This is a genomic window from Ruegeria sp. AL11, assembly GCF_056540865.1.
The window spans coordinates 13,674-28,184 of record NZ_JBQFXO010000012.1 but is presented as its reverse complement, the minus strand read 5'-3'; the positions used below and the strand labels follow the sequence as shown (position 1 = coordinate 28,184).

Annotated in this window: 12 protein-coding genes; 9 read left to right on the top strand and 3 right to left on the bottom strand. The window is 60.0% G+C overall.

Annotated elements, in window-relative coordinates:
• Positions 1-2: 2 nt before the first annotated feature.
• From ACR0IP_RS18840 to ACR0IP_RS18830, 3 genes are read right to left on the bottom strand one after another with little or no spacing between them, the layout of a single operon-like run.
• The gene (locus tag ACR0IP_RS18840; RefSeq protein ID WP_480527248.1) at positions 3-1,109 is read right to left on the bottom strand and encodes a mandelate racemase/muconate lactonizing enzyme family protein; all 1,107 of its coding nucleotides are present in this window, start codon (positions 1,107-1,109) and stop codon (positions 3-5) included.
• The gene (locus tag ACR0IP_RS18835) at positions 1,106-1,684 is read right to left on the bottom strand and encodes a dimethylsulfonioproprionate lyase family protein (protein WP_480527246.1); all 579 of its coding nucleotides are present in this window, start codon (positions 1,682-1,684) and stop codon (positions 1,106-1,108) included. The genes ACR0IP_RS18840 and ACR0IP_RS18835 overlap by 4 nt, the downstream gene beginning before the upstream one ends.
• Positions 1,681-2,763, bottom strand: a complete 1,083-nt coding sequence (locus ACR0IP_RS18830; RefSeq protein WP_480527244.1) for an alcohol dehydrogenase family protein — start codon at positions 2,761-2,763, stop codon at positions 1,681-1,683. Before ACR0IP_RS18830 ends, ACR0IP_RS18835 begins: the two co-directional genes overlap by 4 nt.
• Positions 2,764-2,900: 137 nt before the next feature.
• Here ACR0IP_RS18830 and ACR0IP_RS18825 point away from each other — a divergent pair, with 137 nt between their 5' ends.
• The 9 genes from ACR0IP_RS18825 (at position 2,901) to ACR0IP_RS18785 (ending at position 14,304) form a co-directional block, all read left to right on the top strand.
• Positions 2,901-3,788 (top strand): MurR/RpiR family transcriptional regulator, encoded by an 888-nt coding sequence (locus ACR0IP_RS18825; RefSeq protein WP_170379200.1) that lies wholly within the window; start codon positions 2,901-2,903, stop codon positions 3,786-3,788.
• 146 nt (positions 3,789-3,934) lie between these two features.
• Entirely contained in the window at positions 3,935-4,633 is a 699-nt protein-coding gene (locus ACR0IP_RS18820; RefSeq protein WP_480527241.1) for a DUF4129 domain-containing protein, read from the top strand.
• Positions 4,630-5,940, top strand: a complete 1,311-nt coding sequence (locus ACR0IP_RS18815) for a hypothetical protein (RefSeq protein ID WP_480527240.1) — start codon at positions 4,630-4,632, stop codon at positions 5,938-5,940. Before ACR0IP_RS18820 ends, ACR0IP_RS18815 begins: the two co-directional genes overlap by 4 nt.
• Positions 5,930-6,886 carry an AAA family ATPase gene (locus ACR0IP_RS18810; protein ID WP_170379206.1) on the top strand — a complete coding sequence of 319 codons (957 nt, stop codon included), beginning with the start codon at positions 5,930-5,932 and terminating at the stop codon, positions 6,884-6,886. Before ACR0IP_RS18815 ends, ACR0IP_RS18810 begins: the two co-directional genes overlap by 11 nt.
• A gap of 35 nt (positions 6,887-6,921) precedes the next feature.
• The gene (locus ACR0IP_RS18805; RefSeq protein ID WP_480527238.1) at positions 6,922-8,166 is read left to right on the top strand and encodes a DUF58 domain-containing protein; all 1,245 of its coding nucleotides are present in this window, start codon (positions 6,922-6,924) and stop codon (positions 8,164-8,166) included.
• A complete protein-coding gene (locus ACR0IP_RS18800) occupies positions 8,166-9,161 on the top strand; it encodes a stage II sporulation protein M (protein WP_170642702.1) in 996 nt (331 codons plus the stop codon). The genes ACR0IP_RS18805 and ACR0IP_RS18800 overlap by 1 nt, the downstream gene beginning before the upstream one ends.
• A complete protein-coding gene (locus ACR0IP_RS18795) occupies positions 9,158-10,051 on the top strand; it encodes an RDD family protein (RefSeq protein WP_480527235.1) in 894 nt (297 codons plus the stop codon). The genes ACR0IP_RS18800 and ACR0IP_RS18795 overlap by 4 nt, the downstream gene beginning before the upstream one ends.
• Positions 10,052-10,168: 117 nt before the next feature.
• The gene (locus ACR0IP_RS18790) at positions 10,169-10,972 is read left to right on the top strand and encodes a hypothetical protein (RefSeq protein WP_170379212.1); all 804 of its coding nucleotides are present in this window, start codon (positions 10,169-10,171) and stop codon (positions 10,970-10,972) included.
• 146 nt (positions 10,973-11,118) lie between these two features.
• Positions 11,119-14,304: an ATP-binding protein gene (locus tag ACR0IP_RS18785; RefSeq protein ID WP_480527233.1), complete on the top strand. Its 3,186-nt coding sequence runs from the start codon at positions 11,119-11,121 to the stop codon at positions 14,302-14,304.
• Positions 14,305-14,511: the final 207 nt, after the last annotated feature.

Here is a 14,511-nt window from a genome sequence, read left to right as displayed (position 1 = left end):
TCTCACTGGCGGAACTCCTCTACCGGTGCTCCGAGGCTTTCAAAATCCGGCGTCGCCCCCAAGCCAGGCGTATCCGAGGCATAAAGCTTGCCATTCCGAGCCTCCGGGCCGCCAATTCCGGTCGACCGAGTGTTGTAGTTCATCAGGTCAGTCGTGTTCTGAAGATACTCGGACGGAGTCGAGGCCGCAAAATGCGCCACGACCGCGCTTGTGATTTCACCTCCCCAGGTGTCTTCGCTGACCACGGGTATACGGTTTTCGACCAGATAGTCCCGCACCCGCCGCGCCTTGCTGAGCCCACCGAGGTTCGAGATTTTCAGACAGCAGATCTCGGCCCCACGGTCGGCGACAATCCGTTGCGCCATGTGGATACCCTTCACGCATTCATCCAGCTTCATCGGCTGTTCTGCGACACGGCGGACCTGCTGGCATTCCTCATAGGTGCGGCAGGGCTGTTCGAGGATGAAATCCAGATCTCGCGTGGCCCTCGCCACCCGGATCGCATTGTCGACCCGCCAACCCTGATTGGCATCCGCCATCGCCTTTTCGCCCGGCTGCAGCAAGGGAACCGTGCTGCGGATACGGTCAATATCGGTGGCCCAGTCACCACCAACCTTGATCTGAAACTGCCGGTAGCCTTGATCGCGATAGGCATTCATCTCGGCCACGGTCTCATCTACCGCCTTTTGCGGCGCGACGCGGTACATGGGCGCGCCATCGGTCAGCTTTCCACCCAGCAGCATCCAGACGGGCTGATCACAGGCCTGCCCCAAGATATCCCAGCAGGCCGCATCGAACGGAGCCTTCGCGTAGCCATGCCCCTGCACCAGATGATCCATCAATTGCTCGATCCGGCCAACCTGACGGGGGTCTTCCCCCAGCAAGTGCGGCGCGACCAGTCGTGCCAGCGCGACAACGCCTTCGGAATGCGCGACCATGTAGTTCTCGCCGCAGGGCGTGAACTCACCACAACCCTGCAAGCCTGCATCCGTGTCGATGACCACGACCGAGGCCGTGGCCGTCTCGATGGCATTCCCCGCGCCCCAGACATAGGCCCCGCCGACATAGGGCAGCCCGGTTTGAAACACGCGGATCCGGGTGATCTTCATGCTGCATCCATTCTGGGCAGATCGCCCATCCCTTCGCCGCGCCAAAGCACAAAGGTCAGGATCGGCTGATCCGTCGTGGTCATCGCGTGGCTTTGCCAACTTTCATGACTGCGGGTCTGACCCTCGGCTACAAACGCCTCATCCCCATCGACTTTGAACAGAGCACCCCCAGCCAGCGTCAGGTAAAGCTCCTCCGCCTGATGGCTGTGCCAGTCATAGGCCAGACCCGGCCCCCAATAGCCGACATAACCGCGCAGCTGGGTTGAATGAAAATGACCGGTCGGGCCGAACAATTCGTAGTAGCCATAGCGGCTGAGGAACTCGGCACCGACCTCCTCCACCGTGTAGGTGTGTTTCCACTGGGCCAAATGCGCAGTCGCCTTGATCGCCTCGACCAAAGCCTGCGTCACAGCACTTCCTGGAAGGGTCAACTCGCGCACCTGATCCGCAGCAGGGATATGGTTCGGCTCAAGTTCTACCGCCGACAGGTCAGACGGCCACGCGCCAAAGGCGGACAGATCAGGGTGCGTTTGATGCATCAAATACGCGGCCTGCAGCACATCATCCAAGGTCACGGGATCACCACGATATTGCCGGTGTGTTGCTTGGCAATGAACGCAGCTTGCGCTTCCCGAAGCTCCTCAAGCGGATAGGTGGCTGCCAAGGCCGGTTTGATCTCACCCGCTTCAAGGTACTTCACAAGGTTCTGCATGACCTGCGGGTCAATCACAGTTGAGCCTGTGAAGGTCAGATCGCGCAGGTAGAACGTACGCAGGTCAAATTCGACCATCGGGCCAGCGATGGCACCCGAACAGGTGTAGCGCCCACCTCGTTCCAGAATGTCGATCAGCTTCGCCCAGTAGGGACCACCGACCACGTCGGCCACCACGGTGATCTTCTGATCGCCCAGCGCAGCACGCAGATTTTCCGGCGCACGCGGCAGGATCATATCTGGACCCAGAGCGGCAACATCGGCGTGTTTCGCCTCGGACGCCAACGCGATCACCCGCGCGCCACGCCGCTTGGCCAGCTGCACAAGTGCGCCACCAACACCACCAGAGGCTCCCGGCACCAGAACCGTGTCTTTGTCCGTGACATTTGCCCGGGTCAGCATGCCCTCGGCCGTGGAATAGGAACAGGAGAAGGTCGCCAGTTCGGCATCCGACAGGTTTGATGTGATCGGCACCGCGTTGACGGCCAGCGTCGTTGCGTATTCAGCAAAACCGCCATCCCGTTCGGACCCGTAGTAGCCCGTTTTATCCATGTTTTCTGGATCGTCCGGGTCGCGCAGCCAGCCATCGGTGATCACCCTTTGGCCAACGCGCGCAGCATCCACGCCCGCACCGACGGCAACGATTTCACCGCAAATATCGGCACCCTGAATGCGCGGGAAAGTGATGGGCGCGCCGCCCCAGGTTGGGTCATCCTCGCCCACCTCTTCAAACGCACCGCCCGTGGTCGCATCTGTGACGGTCTTGGAGTACCAGCCCGAGCGTGTGTTCACATCCGTGTTGTTCAGCCCGCAGGCGGCAACCTTGATCAACACCTCACCCGCAGCGGGCTCCGGGCGGGGCCAGTTTTCATGCAGCACCATCTGCTCCAACCCGCCGTGACCCATGGTCACCATCGCCTTCATTGTGTCAGGCAAACTCATCCAGTAGTCTCCTCAAATGCGCCGCAGGTCGGCAGAGGTGTTTCGGGGGCCACATACCGGCGTTTTCGACCATCTTGGTGCGCCCAGTGTGCGAATCTGCTCGACAGGCTAATTTCACAAGTGTACCACGGTCAACAATGAATGACACAAATGTATCATCAATCGTTCTCGACCGTCTGGCCGAGGAATGGGAGGCCCTGACACCCGAGGCCCAAAAGGCCGCGCGCTATGTGTTGGAGAACCCCACAGATGTCGGTGTCTCGACCGTGCGTGAAATTGCCGAAGCCGCCAATGTCAAACCCAACACCTTTGTCCGCATGGCGCGACAAGTCGGCTTTGAAGGCTACGAGGATTTTCGCGCCCCGTTCCGACAGGCGATCCGACAAGGATCGGTCTCATTTCCTGACCGCGCCCGGTGGCTTCAGGACATCGGCAAGTCCGGCGAGTTGGGCGGGCTTTACGCCGACATGATCGGCGCAGCGATCCGCAATATCGAAGAGACCTTTGCCAGGATCGACGCCAAACAACTGCAGGCAGCCGCCGAAGATATCTGGAATTGCCGCCAGATCTTTACGCTGGGCGTCGGGGTAAACAACTCGAACGCCCGCAACTTCACCTATCTCGCCTCGACCGGCATGAAGCAGTTTCATGCCATCCCCCGTTCGGGCTCAACCCCGGTGGATGATCTGGCCTGGGCGGATGAACAGGACGTGCTGATTGCGATCACCTGCCACCCCTATCGGACCGAAGTGATCGAGGCGATCAAGCTGGCGCGCCAGCAGGGTATGACGGTCGTTGGCATCTCGGACAGCCCGGCCAGCCCAGTAATCCTGAACGCACAGCACGGGTTTGTTCTGTCTGCGGACACGCCACAATTCTTCCCCTCGTCGGTCTCGACAATTGCTTTGCTTGAGACGCTTCTGTCCTTCGTGATCGCTGTTTCCAGTGATGAGATCGTCGATCGGGTTGCGCGGTTCCACCAGCGCAGGCATGAGCTTGGTCTCTATGCGGAAGAGCCCGAATAGTCACACCTGACCCCGCTCTAAAAACCTGTCATGAAATCGCCACATGGGCGCGACAAACACGGGTCGCGTGCCCGCCGTGGTCAATCCATGCGCGAAGCGCATTCTGCCGATTGCATGCATGACGAGAGTGAACTAACGATAGCCCAATGCGTTTTTTGACGGCCTTATTTCTATCGTTTCTTTTCTGCGCTCCCACACTGGTGACAGCGCAAGAGAAAGCGCTTTCCCCAACCGAGCTTAGCCCCTCGGGGCAGGACTATCTAAAGGCCGTTCGCTATCGCGGGATTGACACGGATGTAGTGTATTTTGACCCCACCCAACCGGCACCTCCGCTGGACACCAAATTCTCACCCACACCTGACGAAGAGTCTCAAACCGTCTCGCTTGATACCAACTGGACGATGGGGATCGTCTCGGCACTGGTTCTGGCCGTGTTGGCGTGGATCCTGTACCTCAGCGTGGGCCGAACGTCAGTTTCTTTCCGGTCAGGGGCGGGCAACGCAAAGCGCGCCGGAAAGCCGTCAGTGGACACGGCAGAGACGGATGAGGAATTGCCCGATCTGGACACCATTCTAAGGCAGGAGGATCGCAACCAGGCCGTCGTTGGATTGGCGCAACTGGTCCTGACCCGTTGCCTCAGCGCCAATGAGGTTTTGTTCAAGCGCAGCTGGACCCATCGCGAGGCGCTGCGCAGCCTACCGCAGAGCCTCTGGTACATCCCCGATTTACGTGCGCTGGTGCTGGAAAGTGAACGGGTGCATTTCGGCCACCGCTCCATCAGCGATCCCGACTTCAACGCGCTGCTGGCACGCATCCGCCCCATCCTGCGCGAGGTTCGCGCATGAGCGATACCGCCAATATTGCAGCACCCGAGCGGGTCCGGGTCGACTGGATCATCTTTGGCATCATCGGCGCGCTGTGCATCGGCATATTCCTTTATGTGATGGCGGGTCGACAATATGCGCTGCGCGACTCCTCGACTGGGTTCGACGGGCTAGAGCTGTGGCTGCGCGATCAAGGCCACACCGCGCAAACCTTTACCGGAGGCTGGCCGCTGGACCGCAGCACCATCGGCCTTTTGATCCAGCCCATCTATGACACTCAGCCGGGCAAAGACCGCGCACGCGCGCAGACCAAAGACGAACTGCTGCTGCAACCGGATGAGTTCGATCAGACTCTGGACGTGATCCGCGACAAGGCGCTCTCGACTCCAAGCCTTGTGATCTTGCCCAAATGGCGCTCGGGCCTGAGGCTGACCGGGTTGGGGCACCCTATTCTATTGTCCCCCGAAGAAGGGACCGAGGCGGTTCTGCATGGGATCGTTGGTTCGAATGTCGGCACAATCCGCTCGGCCCGCGTTCCGTTCACTGACTTTGACGTGGCCTCTGACGATGCGCTGACCGCCCGCCTCTACGCGGCGCAGGTCTTTGACGGGCAAGGCTGCGAGCCGCTGGTGGGCCGTCAGGGCGCTATGGTTCTGGGCCTTTGCCCACTGCCGGGCGATGGTGAGCAGCAGAAGGTCCATGTTCTGTCCGACCCGGATTTGTTGAACAACCATGGGCTGGCTCTGGGCGACAATGCCCGGATCGCGGCGCAGGTGCTGCCCGAGATCGCGGGCGAGAAGCGGATCATCATCGACTATAGCGACCGTAACTGGCTGACCGACCCGCAACAGCATGTCGCGCGCGAACGCACCTGGGACGATCTGAAACGCCTGTTCGAACCGCCCTTCCTGACGCTCTGGATCGGCGCGGGGCTTCTGTTGGCCCTTGCGATCTGGCGCGGCGGGGTGCGCAGCGGGCCGGTTGCGGATCTGTCGCTGGGTCTCGGGTCAGGCAAACGCACCGCCAATCGGGTCCGTGCGCGGCTGATGCGGATGACCGATCAGGACGGTGCACTGCTGTCGGATTTCATCGACACCCGCCTGCGCGCCCGCGCGGCATCGGTCTTTGGCGCCTCGCACGCCCTGCGCGGCACGCCCGAGGGCGCGTACCTCAACTATATTCGCGCCCGAAAACCGGACCTGACTGCGAAACTGGAAGATCTGATCGCATCTATCCGCGCCCTCCCCCCGCATCTGGGGCCGGAACATGCCATTCCCTATGTGGACCAATTTGAGTTGATACTGGAGCAACTTGCCGATGACGCTTGATGAATTGTTTTCCCATGCCGAAAGCCTCAGGGCTGAGATCGGCAAAGTTGTGCAAGGCCAGGAAGAGGCGGTTGACCTGCTGCTGACGGCGCTGTTTGCGCGCGGCCACGTGCTGCTTGAGGGACCTCCGGGCACCGCCAAGACGCTGCTGGCGCGCAGCTTTGCTGGGGCACTGAACCTAGAATTCGGGCGCATTCAGTTCACACCTGACCTGATGCCAGGCGACGTTCTGGGCACCTCAATCTACAATTTCCAGACCAGCGAGTTTGTTCTGACCAAAGGCCCGGTCTTCAGCCAGATTCTGCTGGCGGATGAGATCAACCGCGCGCCGCCCAAGACCCAAGCCGCGCTTCTACAGGCGATGAACGAACGCATGGTGACCATCGACGGCACCGATCATTCGCTGGGGTCCGAGTTCATAGTTGTTGCCACCCAAAACCCGATTGAACAGCAAGGCACTTACCCGCTGCCGGAGGCGCAGCTGGACCGCTTCCTGTTCAAGGCAAACCTCAGCTTCCCGCCCGAAGACGTCGAGCTTTCGATCCTACGCCAGCATGCCAATGCGCCGCTGGATCCCATAGGCGCAACGCAAACGGTGCGCCCTCTGCTGGACGCTCCGACGATGGCAGCGGCCCGGCAGTTGATTGATGAGATCGTGCTGGATGACGACATTCTCGCCTATATCCTGCGTCTGGTGCGCGCCACACGAGAAAGCGCTGATATCGCCTTTGGGGCCTCGACCCGCGCCGCGGATGCCATCGCCGGGGCGACCCGCGCGACAGCAGCCTTGAACGGGCGCGATTTTGCCATTCCTGATGACGTCAAAACCCTGATCATCCACGCGCTGCAACACCGTATCGTGCTGTCCCCCGCCGCTGAGATCGAAGGGCGCGGTCCCCAGCAAGTGTTGGAGAACATCCTCAACCAGATCGAGGCCCCCCGCTGATCCGTCCCTCGCGCATATTGCTGGTGGCGGCCTGCGTGGCGCTTGGCCTGTCGCTGGTTGCCGTTGTCATGGGCGACGCAACCCGCACCGTGGCCGGGGTGCCGTGGGTGGTTCTGTGCGTGCTGGCCATAGGTGACCTGCTGTTGTCCTGGCCGCGCCGCCGTTCAGTCTCGGTAGAGCCGCTGGGTGATATCTTCGTGGGCGAACAGGATGAGATCGCCTTGACCGTCAGTCCTGCAACCTCGGGCATGACCGGGCAGGTACACTGGCCCGAAGGGCTCGAAGGACCGGCCCGGTTCGACCTGTCCAGCGGTCAGGCTCGCATTCCGTTTCGCGCCATTCGCCGGGGGACATGGCGCCTCTCACATCTATGGCTCAGCTGGTCTTCCCGCTTCAAACTGTTCGAATTCGTCCCGAAAATCGCCTTTGGTCTTGAGATAGCGGTCTTACCCAACATCCGCCGGGTGCAATCGGGTGAAATTTCGACGACGGTCCAATCACGCCTGTTCGGCGTAAAGGAAAACAGCGCCATCGGTGAGGGCACAGAGTTTCACCAGTTGAGGGATTTTGTACCCGGCATGGATGCGAACTCAATCGATTGGAAGCGGTCCGCCCGGCATCGGTCTTTGGTCGCCAAAGAGGTCCGGGCCGAGCGCAACCACCATGTCATCATCGCCTTGGACAACGGCTATCAGATGCGCGAGGAGATCGCGGGCCTGCCCAAGATCGACCATGCCATCACCGCGGCACTTGCCACCGCCTGGGCCGCAGCCATCGGGGGGGATCTGGTCGGACTTTACGCCTATGACGCCAAGCCGCGCATGTTCCTGCCCCCCGAACCGGGCCGCGCAGCGTTCACCCGACTGCGCAGCCGTACGGCCGAACTGCAATATGAAAGCGTCGAGACCAACCACACCCTCGCCATGACCGAGCTGAACGGGCGCACCCCGAAACGCAGCCTGATCATCGTGTTTTCGGATTTCGTCGACACCACCTCGGCCGAGTTGATGGTCGAAAACATCAACGCGCTGGCCAAGCGGCACCTGATCGTTTTCGTCACCCTGCGTGATCCGATCCTCGAGGCGCAGGTCAACACAGCCCCGCAGGACATGAACGACGTGGCCGAGACCGTCTCGACCGGGCAGCTTCTGCGCGAACGCCGCCTTGTGCTGGAACGGCTGCAACAGATCGGTGTGACCGTGATAGACGCCGAACCGGGCGAGATCTCGGCGCGGCTGATCTCGACCTATCTGGAAATCAAAGCGCGAGAGATGATCTGATGTCTGACGCTGACCTGATCCGCTCGGCCCGGTTCCGGCAGGAACGCGAAAGCGACTGGCGACGTTTGTCCGATCTGGTCGACAAGGCCGAAGGTCAGGGCCTGCACCGTATGAGCTTTCAAGAGGCGCGCGATCTGGCCGACCTCTACCGGCAGGCCACAACATCTCTGTCCATCGCGCGCGAAATCTCATTGGATCGCGGGTTGCTGGAATATCTCGAGGCGCTGACAAGCCGCGCCTATCTGAGTGTCTACGCCCCGCAACAACGGCTGGGCGGGATCATCCGCAAGTTCCTGACCAGCGGCGGGCCGCAAGCGATGCGGTCCTCGTGGCACGTCACATTGCTGGGGTTTCTGTGCATGGCGGCTGGTGCCATCGCCGGGTATTTCTTCTACTTCGACAATCCCGAATGGTTCTTTGTCTTCATGCCGACCGAACTGGCCGGAGGGCGCGGGCCGGACGCCAGCACGGACTACCTGCGCTCGGTCATTTACGGAGAAGAGGACGGCTCCGGTCTGGGGGCTTTCGCCACTTACCTGTTCTCGCACAACACGCGCATCGCGATCTTTGTATTCGGATTGGGGGCGTTCCTATGTGCGCCAACGGTTCTTTTGCTGTTCTATAACGGATTGATTTTGGGCGTTTTTTACGCACTACACATTGATCGGGGATTGGGCTGGGACCTGTTTGGCTGGCTGTCGGTCCACGGCGTGACCGAGCTGTCGGCGATCTGCATCGCAGGCGCGGGCGGTTTGAAACTGGGCCTTGCCGTACTGTTCCCCGGCCAGCTCACACGCCGCGCGGCATTGCGGGCCGCCGGGCATGACGCAGTGAAACTGGCGCTGATCGCCGCCATGATGCTGGTGGTTGCTGCGCTGCTGGAAGGCTTCGGCCGGCAGTTGGTACAGGACCGCACCACGCGCATCGCCATCGGCTGGGGGATCGGCGCGCTGTGGTTGCTGTGGTTCTGCATGGGCGGAAGGAAGCGGTCATGACGCAACCCAAGCTCGACCGCCTACTGCCCCCCGAAGGTGTGCCGCTCTATTTCCGGGTTGCGGGTGTGGGCGTGCGTATGGCCGCCCAATTCGCTGATATCTTGATCACCGGGGTGGGTGCCATCGCCCTCTTCTTGCTTTTGCTGGCCATCGACGTTGTCCCGCCCGAGGCGCTGGTGGCCGTTGCTGCGATGCTGTTCTTCATCATCCGCATCCCCTACTACGCTGCGTCCGAGCTGGTGTGGAACGGCCAGACCATCGGTAAGCGCATGATGAAGATCAAGGTTGTCTCGGCAGATGGTCAAGCGCTGACGACGCAATCGCTTGTCGTTCGCAACCTGATGAAAGAGGCCGAGATTTTCCTGCCTGGCACGCTGGTTCTGACCCTGAATGCCGAGGCTCTGATCCCGTCTCTGATCTCGCTGGCCTGGATACTGGGCGTGGTTGCGGTGCCGGTGTTCAACAAGCGCAGCCAGCGGTTGGGGGACATTATCGCAGGCACCTATGTGATCCACCTGCCTAAGCCGATCCTGCTACCCGATATGTCCAAAGCGATCAAACCCGCCACCGCGACCCAGCCCCGGTTCCAGTTTCTGACCCATCAGCTGGAACATTACGGCGCGTTCGAGTTGCAGACCCTCGAAGGGTTTCTGCGCGGCGCAGCACGCGCGACCGGGCCCGAGGCACACAAACGGAAAAAGGAAACCATGGCCGCAATTGTCGAGCAGGTCCGGCGCAAGATCGACTATGCCGATGCGGTACGACCAGAAGACCAGCTTGCCTTTCTCGAGGCCTTCTACAAAGCACAACGCGCCTTTCTGGAACAGCGCCAGTTGTTTGGCGACAAACGCGCCGATAAATTCCACGCCGAGGCAGAGAAACAAGGCTAACCACGCCTGTTGCAGATTTACCCAAGCGAGAAGCAGAAAAACGAAACTCGTCTTGAGGATGAACCCGTTCTAAAGGCTCTATCAGAGACAGAACACAAAAGTAGTTTGGAACAAAAAATGACAGATACAGCCAACTCCGAATACCCCGAGGCTCACATGCCTCTTGGCGTCGGCACCATTGTCGGCGAGACGTTTTCGATCTTTTTCAAAAAGATCCACCTTGTGCTTCTGCTGGGATTCATTCCGGCGCTGATCGAAGTCATAGTGAACAACTATGCGGTGGGGCAGTCTCTCGATGACATTGGCACCGCCGGTTTCGACAATACCGCCTTCTATTCTGGTGTGATCGTGTCGGCTCTGATCACATTGCTCGCATATGCCGTCACCACGGCCGTGATAATACAGTTCGCCTATGACGCAAAATTGGGGCGCGCGGCGCGTATTGGCAGTTATTTCTCGGCGGCTGTCGTCAACCTGCCTGCCATTGCAGTTCTGTCGATCGTAACCACGATCTTGTATTTTATCGGACTTGTTTTTCTGGTCGTGCCGGGTATCTGGATCTACGCCGTATTCTCCGTCATCGTACCGGCCATCGTGATCGACAGGGCCGGGTTCGGCGCGATGGGACGCAGCGCGACTCTGACCAAGAACTACCGTTGGCCCATCATCGGCGCGCTGATCCTGATGGGTCTATGTATTGTGCTGGTCGTCATGGTAGTCACATTTGTTTTCGCGGCTGCGTTCGGGTTCTCCGGAATTGCTGATCCAACGGCATCTTTGGGTCCATGGGCCTTCTTCGAGGCCGCACTCAACGCGATTGCCTATGGTTGGCTCAGCATCACCATCGCGCTGATCTTTGCCCGCTTGAAAGAGATCAAGGAAGGCGTCAGCGTCTCGGATCTGGTGGACGTGTTCAAGTAAGTCCAAGCCCCGCAGCTCGGTCACAGGGCTGCGGGCATCCGCGCATCTCTGCGTGACATTTTCGCGTACATTTCATAGGCCAATCGCACCAACATGTCCGCAACGGCTGGCGGCGCGCGCTTTGCTGCTGTATCACTCCGGTGGTAATGCAGGACGGCGGGGTCATATCTACACAACAACAGGGCGATCTGGGGCAGCGGCGCCAGGTCTCGGTCCTGTTTGCGGATATGGTTGGCTATACGTCGATCGTCTCGAAACTGGACGAAGAACAAGCGTTGGAGTTTGTGCGTCTGGTCTACGACACCCTCTCGGGAGCCGTATCTCAGCATGGCGGCACGGTCCGCGACTTTGCCGGGGACAGCATCATGGCGCTGTTCGGCATCCCTGACGCGCTGGAGGACCCGGCCGAACGGGCCTGCCGCGCCGCCGACGCCATTCATCACGCTTTCCATGCTTCCGCCCAAAAGATCGAGGCCCGCTTTGGTGTGCGCCCTCAGATGCGGGTCGGCATCAGTTCCGGCACGGTTCTGATGGCCGCCGTACAGGGCGCGGACGGGCCTGCAACAGCGGTGGGAAGCACGGTCAACATGGCCTCACGGATCGAAAACCTGGCCCCATCGGGTGGTACGCTGATCTGCGACAAGACCCGCAGCCTTGTCGAATGGGTAACTGAGCTGCGCTTTGATGGGGAACATCAGCTCAAAGGTCTCGCTGCCCCTCAGAAACTGTGGCAACTACAATCCGTACGAGCCGATGCCTCGCGATTTGATGCCTCGGTCGCGCGTGGTCTCAGCACCTATGTGGGGCGTGACAGCGAGCTGACCCAATTGGCCGACGCGCTGGCTCAGGCGCGCAACGGCGTTTCGGTGGTGGATCTGGTGGCGGAACCAGGCTTGGGAAAAACCCGGCTTGTGTTCGAATTCCTCAACCGCCTGCCCCGCGATCAGATTGACGTCCTGACTGGCTATTGTTTTGCGGATCGGCAGCAGGTTCCCTTCCTGCCGATCATCGAGATTGTCCGAACCGGATTCCGCATCAAGGATCAGGACAACCCGACCCGCATCGCCTACAAGATTGAGACCGGCCTGAAGGCTTGGGAGTGCTTTTCTCAACAGAACCTAGGTCTGCTGATGAACCTGCTGGGTCTAACGCCCCCTCCGGACGCATTGGACGGGCTTGACGGCGTTCTCATTGGCCTACGCACCCGTGAACTACTGCCTGAACTGCTTAAGGCGCGATGCGCCAAGCAGCCCGTGATCCTGTTCATCGAAGACAGCCATTGGATCGACAGCGCCTCGGAAGAGCTGTTGCAGGGCATCGTCAACCGGTCGGACCTGACCAACCTGTTGCTGATCCAGACCCACCGCCCGGAATACACGCCTGCTTGGCGCGATGACGACAAGGTTCGAACCATCGCGCTGAAACCTCTGGTGACCGAGGATTTCGCCAACCTGGCGCGCAACCGGCTGGGCGTAACCACTCTGCCTGTGGGGCTGGACAGGCAACTGGCCGAACGTGCCGGTGGTAACCCGCTGTTTGGCGAAGAAATCCTGACCTACTTGTTGGAGCAAGGCAGCCTTCGGGTCGACGCGACCGAGGCGCATCTGGATATCGACATGGCGCAGGCCGACCTGCCGGCCAGCATGCTGAACCTGCTGACCACCCGCGTTGACCGCCTGCCAACCAAGGATCGGGACCTGCTGCAAGCCGCCGCCGTAATTGGGCGACGGTTTGATCCCGGTCTGCTCTCGCAACTGGCCAAAGACCCCGGCGAAACCGGTGACGCCCTGCAGCGACTTCAGGCTCAGGACGTGCTGTATCGCGACGAAAACTCCTCGGACTATGTGTTCAAGCATGTTCTGCTGCGCGATGCCGTGTATCAAGGCCTTGTGGCCACCCGCCGCGCAGGCCTGCATCTTGAAGTGGCCGAGTGTCTGGTTCTGCGTAACGCAAACCGCCTGCAGGAAGTGGCCGAAATGTTGGCCTACCACTACGGCCAGACGGACCAGACCGACAAAGCGTTTCGATATACGGCGATGGCCGGGGACAAGTCTCTGGGCGTCTATTCGCTGGATGAGGCCAACAACTACTACACGGCAGCCTACGCCCTCTATGAAAGCGACCCGGACTGCGCCTCAAAGCCCGAATTCGCCGCGTTTCTGGCCAGCTTTGCGCTGTGTTCGAACATCTCGCTCAGGGTCAAAACGATCATTGACCTTGCCGGGTCCGTACGCCCCATCCTTGAGCAGGTGGGCGACAGCTCTCATCACGCGCTGTTCCTGCACCACTACGTGTCCTGCCTTGTCTGTAATGGCAAATACCGCGAGGCCCACTGGGTGCAACAGGATCTGACCGCCATGGCTGAGCGCCTGGGCGATCCGGCCTCACGGGCCTATGCCATGGTGAATGAGCTTTCGGTGTCGATCTATTTCTCGCCGATTTCAAACGCCGAGTTCGAAGCCAAAGCGCGCGTGATCGAGACCGAACTGGAAAAGATCGACGACGCCTATATCCAGAACTTTTACCTCGCCACCATCGGTTGGAACGAACTGACCCGCGGTCGGGTCGCCCGCGCACACGCCACCGCAGATAAGATGGTTGCGCTGGGTAAGAAGACCAACGACCCAAGGGCTTTGGGCTATGGCACGGCGATGAAAGCCTTGATCGCCATGGTTGCAGATGACCACGAAAAAGCGCTGGCCATCGCGGAAGAGGCGCACAAGGCTTCAAAAGTCGAGTTCGAGCGCGCCATCGCCGAGGCCGCCCGCGTATCAGCTATGGTGCCCACCGAAACACCCGGCGCAATCGAGATCATCGAGGCCCATATCGCCAATTGCAACGAACACGGCTGGACGCTGTTCACCATGGGCCCGGCAACGATGCTGGGGGTTGCCTATGCCCTGAAGGGACGCATCGCAGACGGGCTTCGTCAGATCGAACGAGCCGTTCAAAAGCGCACGGACGAAGGCACCAAAGTCTCGGCCGATTGGGCGCGTCTGTTCCTATGCGAAATGTACCTTGCGATCCTGACCGGTGAGGGCGGAGCGTCGGCCGGCGTCTTTCTCCGGAATTTCCGCTCGATCCTTTGGGTGCTGTTCTTTGGCGAAAAGAAACTGGTTGCTATGCTGGACGAGGTGCGCAGCAACCCCCAATTCGACGACAAAGGGCACTATATAGCCCGCTGCGACATGATCCTTGGGTTGCTCTACAAAGCCCGCAAGAAAAAGCAATTGGCCGTTCAACACCTGAGCAAAGCCCGCGTCATCGTTGAGACTGCGGGCCAATCTCCGATGCTGTCCCGGATCGACACGGCTCTAGCCGAGCTGGCGTAGCAATCTATTCGAAAGGCGCCAGAATTCGAGGTTGTGGCGGAGACGAAGGCAGTATCACTAAGCCTGCAAAATCCTGTTAAGTTTATGATAAATTTCTAGTTATAGAGAAAAGGCCTCATCATACATGCCACACTAAATTCGATATCAAGCGAGGCGTAGCACAAGGTGTGATGTTATTGAACCAAGGTTAAACACTATAGCAGAGAC

Coding starts and splice junctions, on each gene's coding strand:
- ACR0IP_RS18840 (WP_480527248.1), bottom strand. CDS start 1,109: ATGAAGATCACCCGGATCCGCGTGTTTCAAACCGGGCTGCCCTATGTC.
- ACR0IP_RS18830 (WP_480527244.1), bottom strand. CDS start 2,763: ATGAGTTTGCCTGACACAATGAAGGCGATGGTGACCATGGGTCACGGC.
- ACR0IP_RS18825 (WP_170379200.1), top strand. CDS start 2,901: ATGAATGACACAAATGTATCATCAATCGTTCTCGACCGTCTGGCCGAG.
- ACR0IP_RS18820 (WP_480527241.1), top strand. CDS start 3,935: ATGCGTTTTTTGACGGCCTTATTTCTATCGTTTCTTTTCTGCGCTCCC.
- ACR0IP_RS18815 (WP_480527240.1), top strand. CDS start 4,630: ATGAGCGATACCGCCAATATTGCAGCACCCGAGCGGGTCCGGGTCGAC.
- ACR0IP_RS18810 (WP_170379206.1), top strand. CDS start 5,930: ATGACGCTTGATGAATTGTTTTCCCATGCCGAAAGCCTCAGGGCTGAG.
- ACR0IP_RS18800 (WP_170642702.1), top strand. CDS start 8,166: ATGTCTGACGCTGACCTGATCCGCTCGGCCCGGTTCCGGCAGGAACGC.
- ACR0IP_RS18795 (WP_480527235.1), top strand. CDS start 9,158: ATGACGCAACCCAAGCTCGACCGCCTACTGCCCCCCGAAGGTGTGCCG.
- ACR0IP_RS18790 (WP_170379212.1), top strand. CDS start 10,169: ATGACAGATACAGCCAACTCCGAATACCCCGAGGCTCACATGCCTCTT.
- ACR0IP_RS18785 (WP_480527233.1), top strand. CDS start 11,119: ATGCAGGACGGCGGGGTCATATCTACACAACAACAGGGCGATCTGGGG.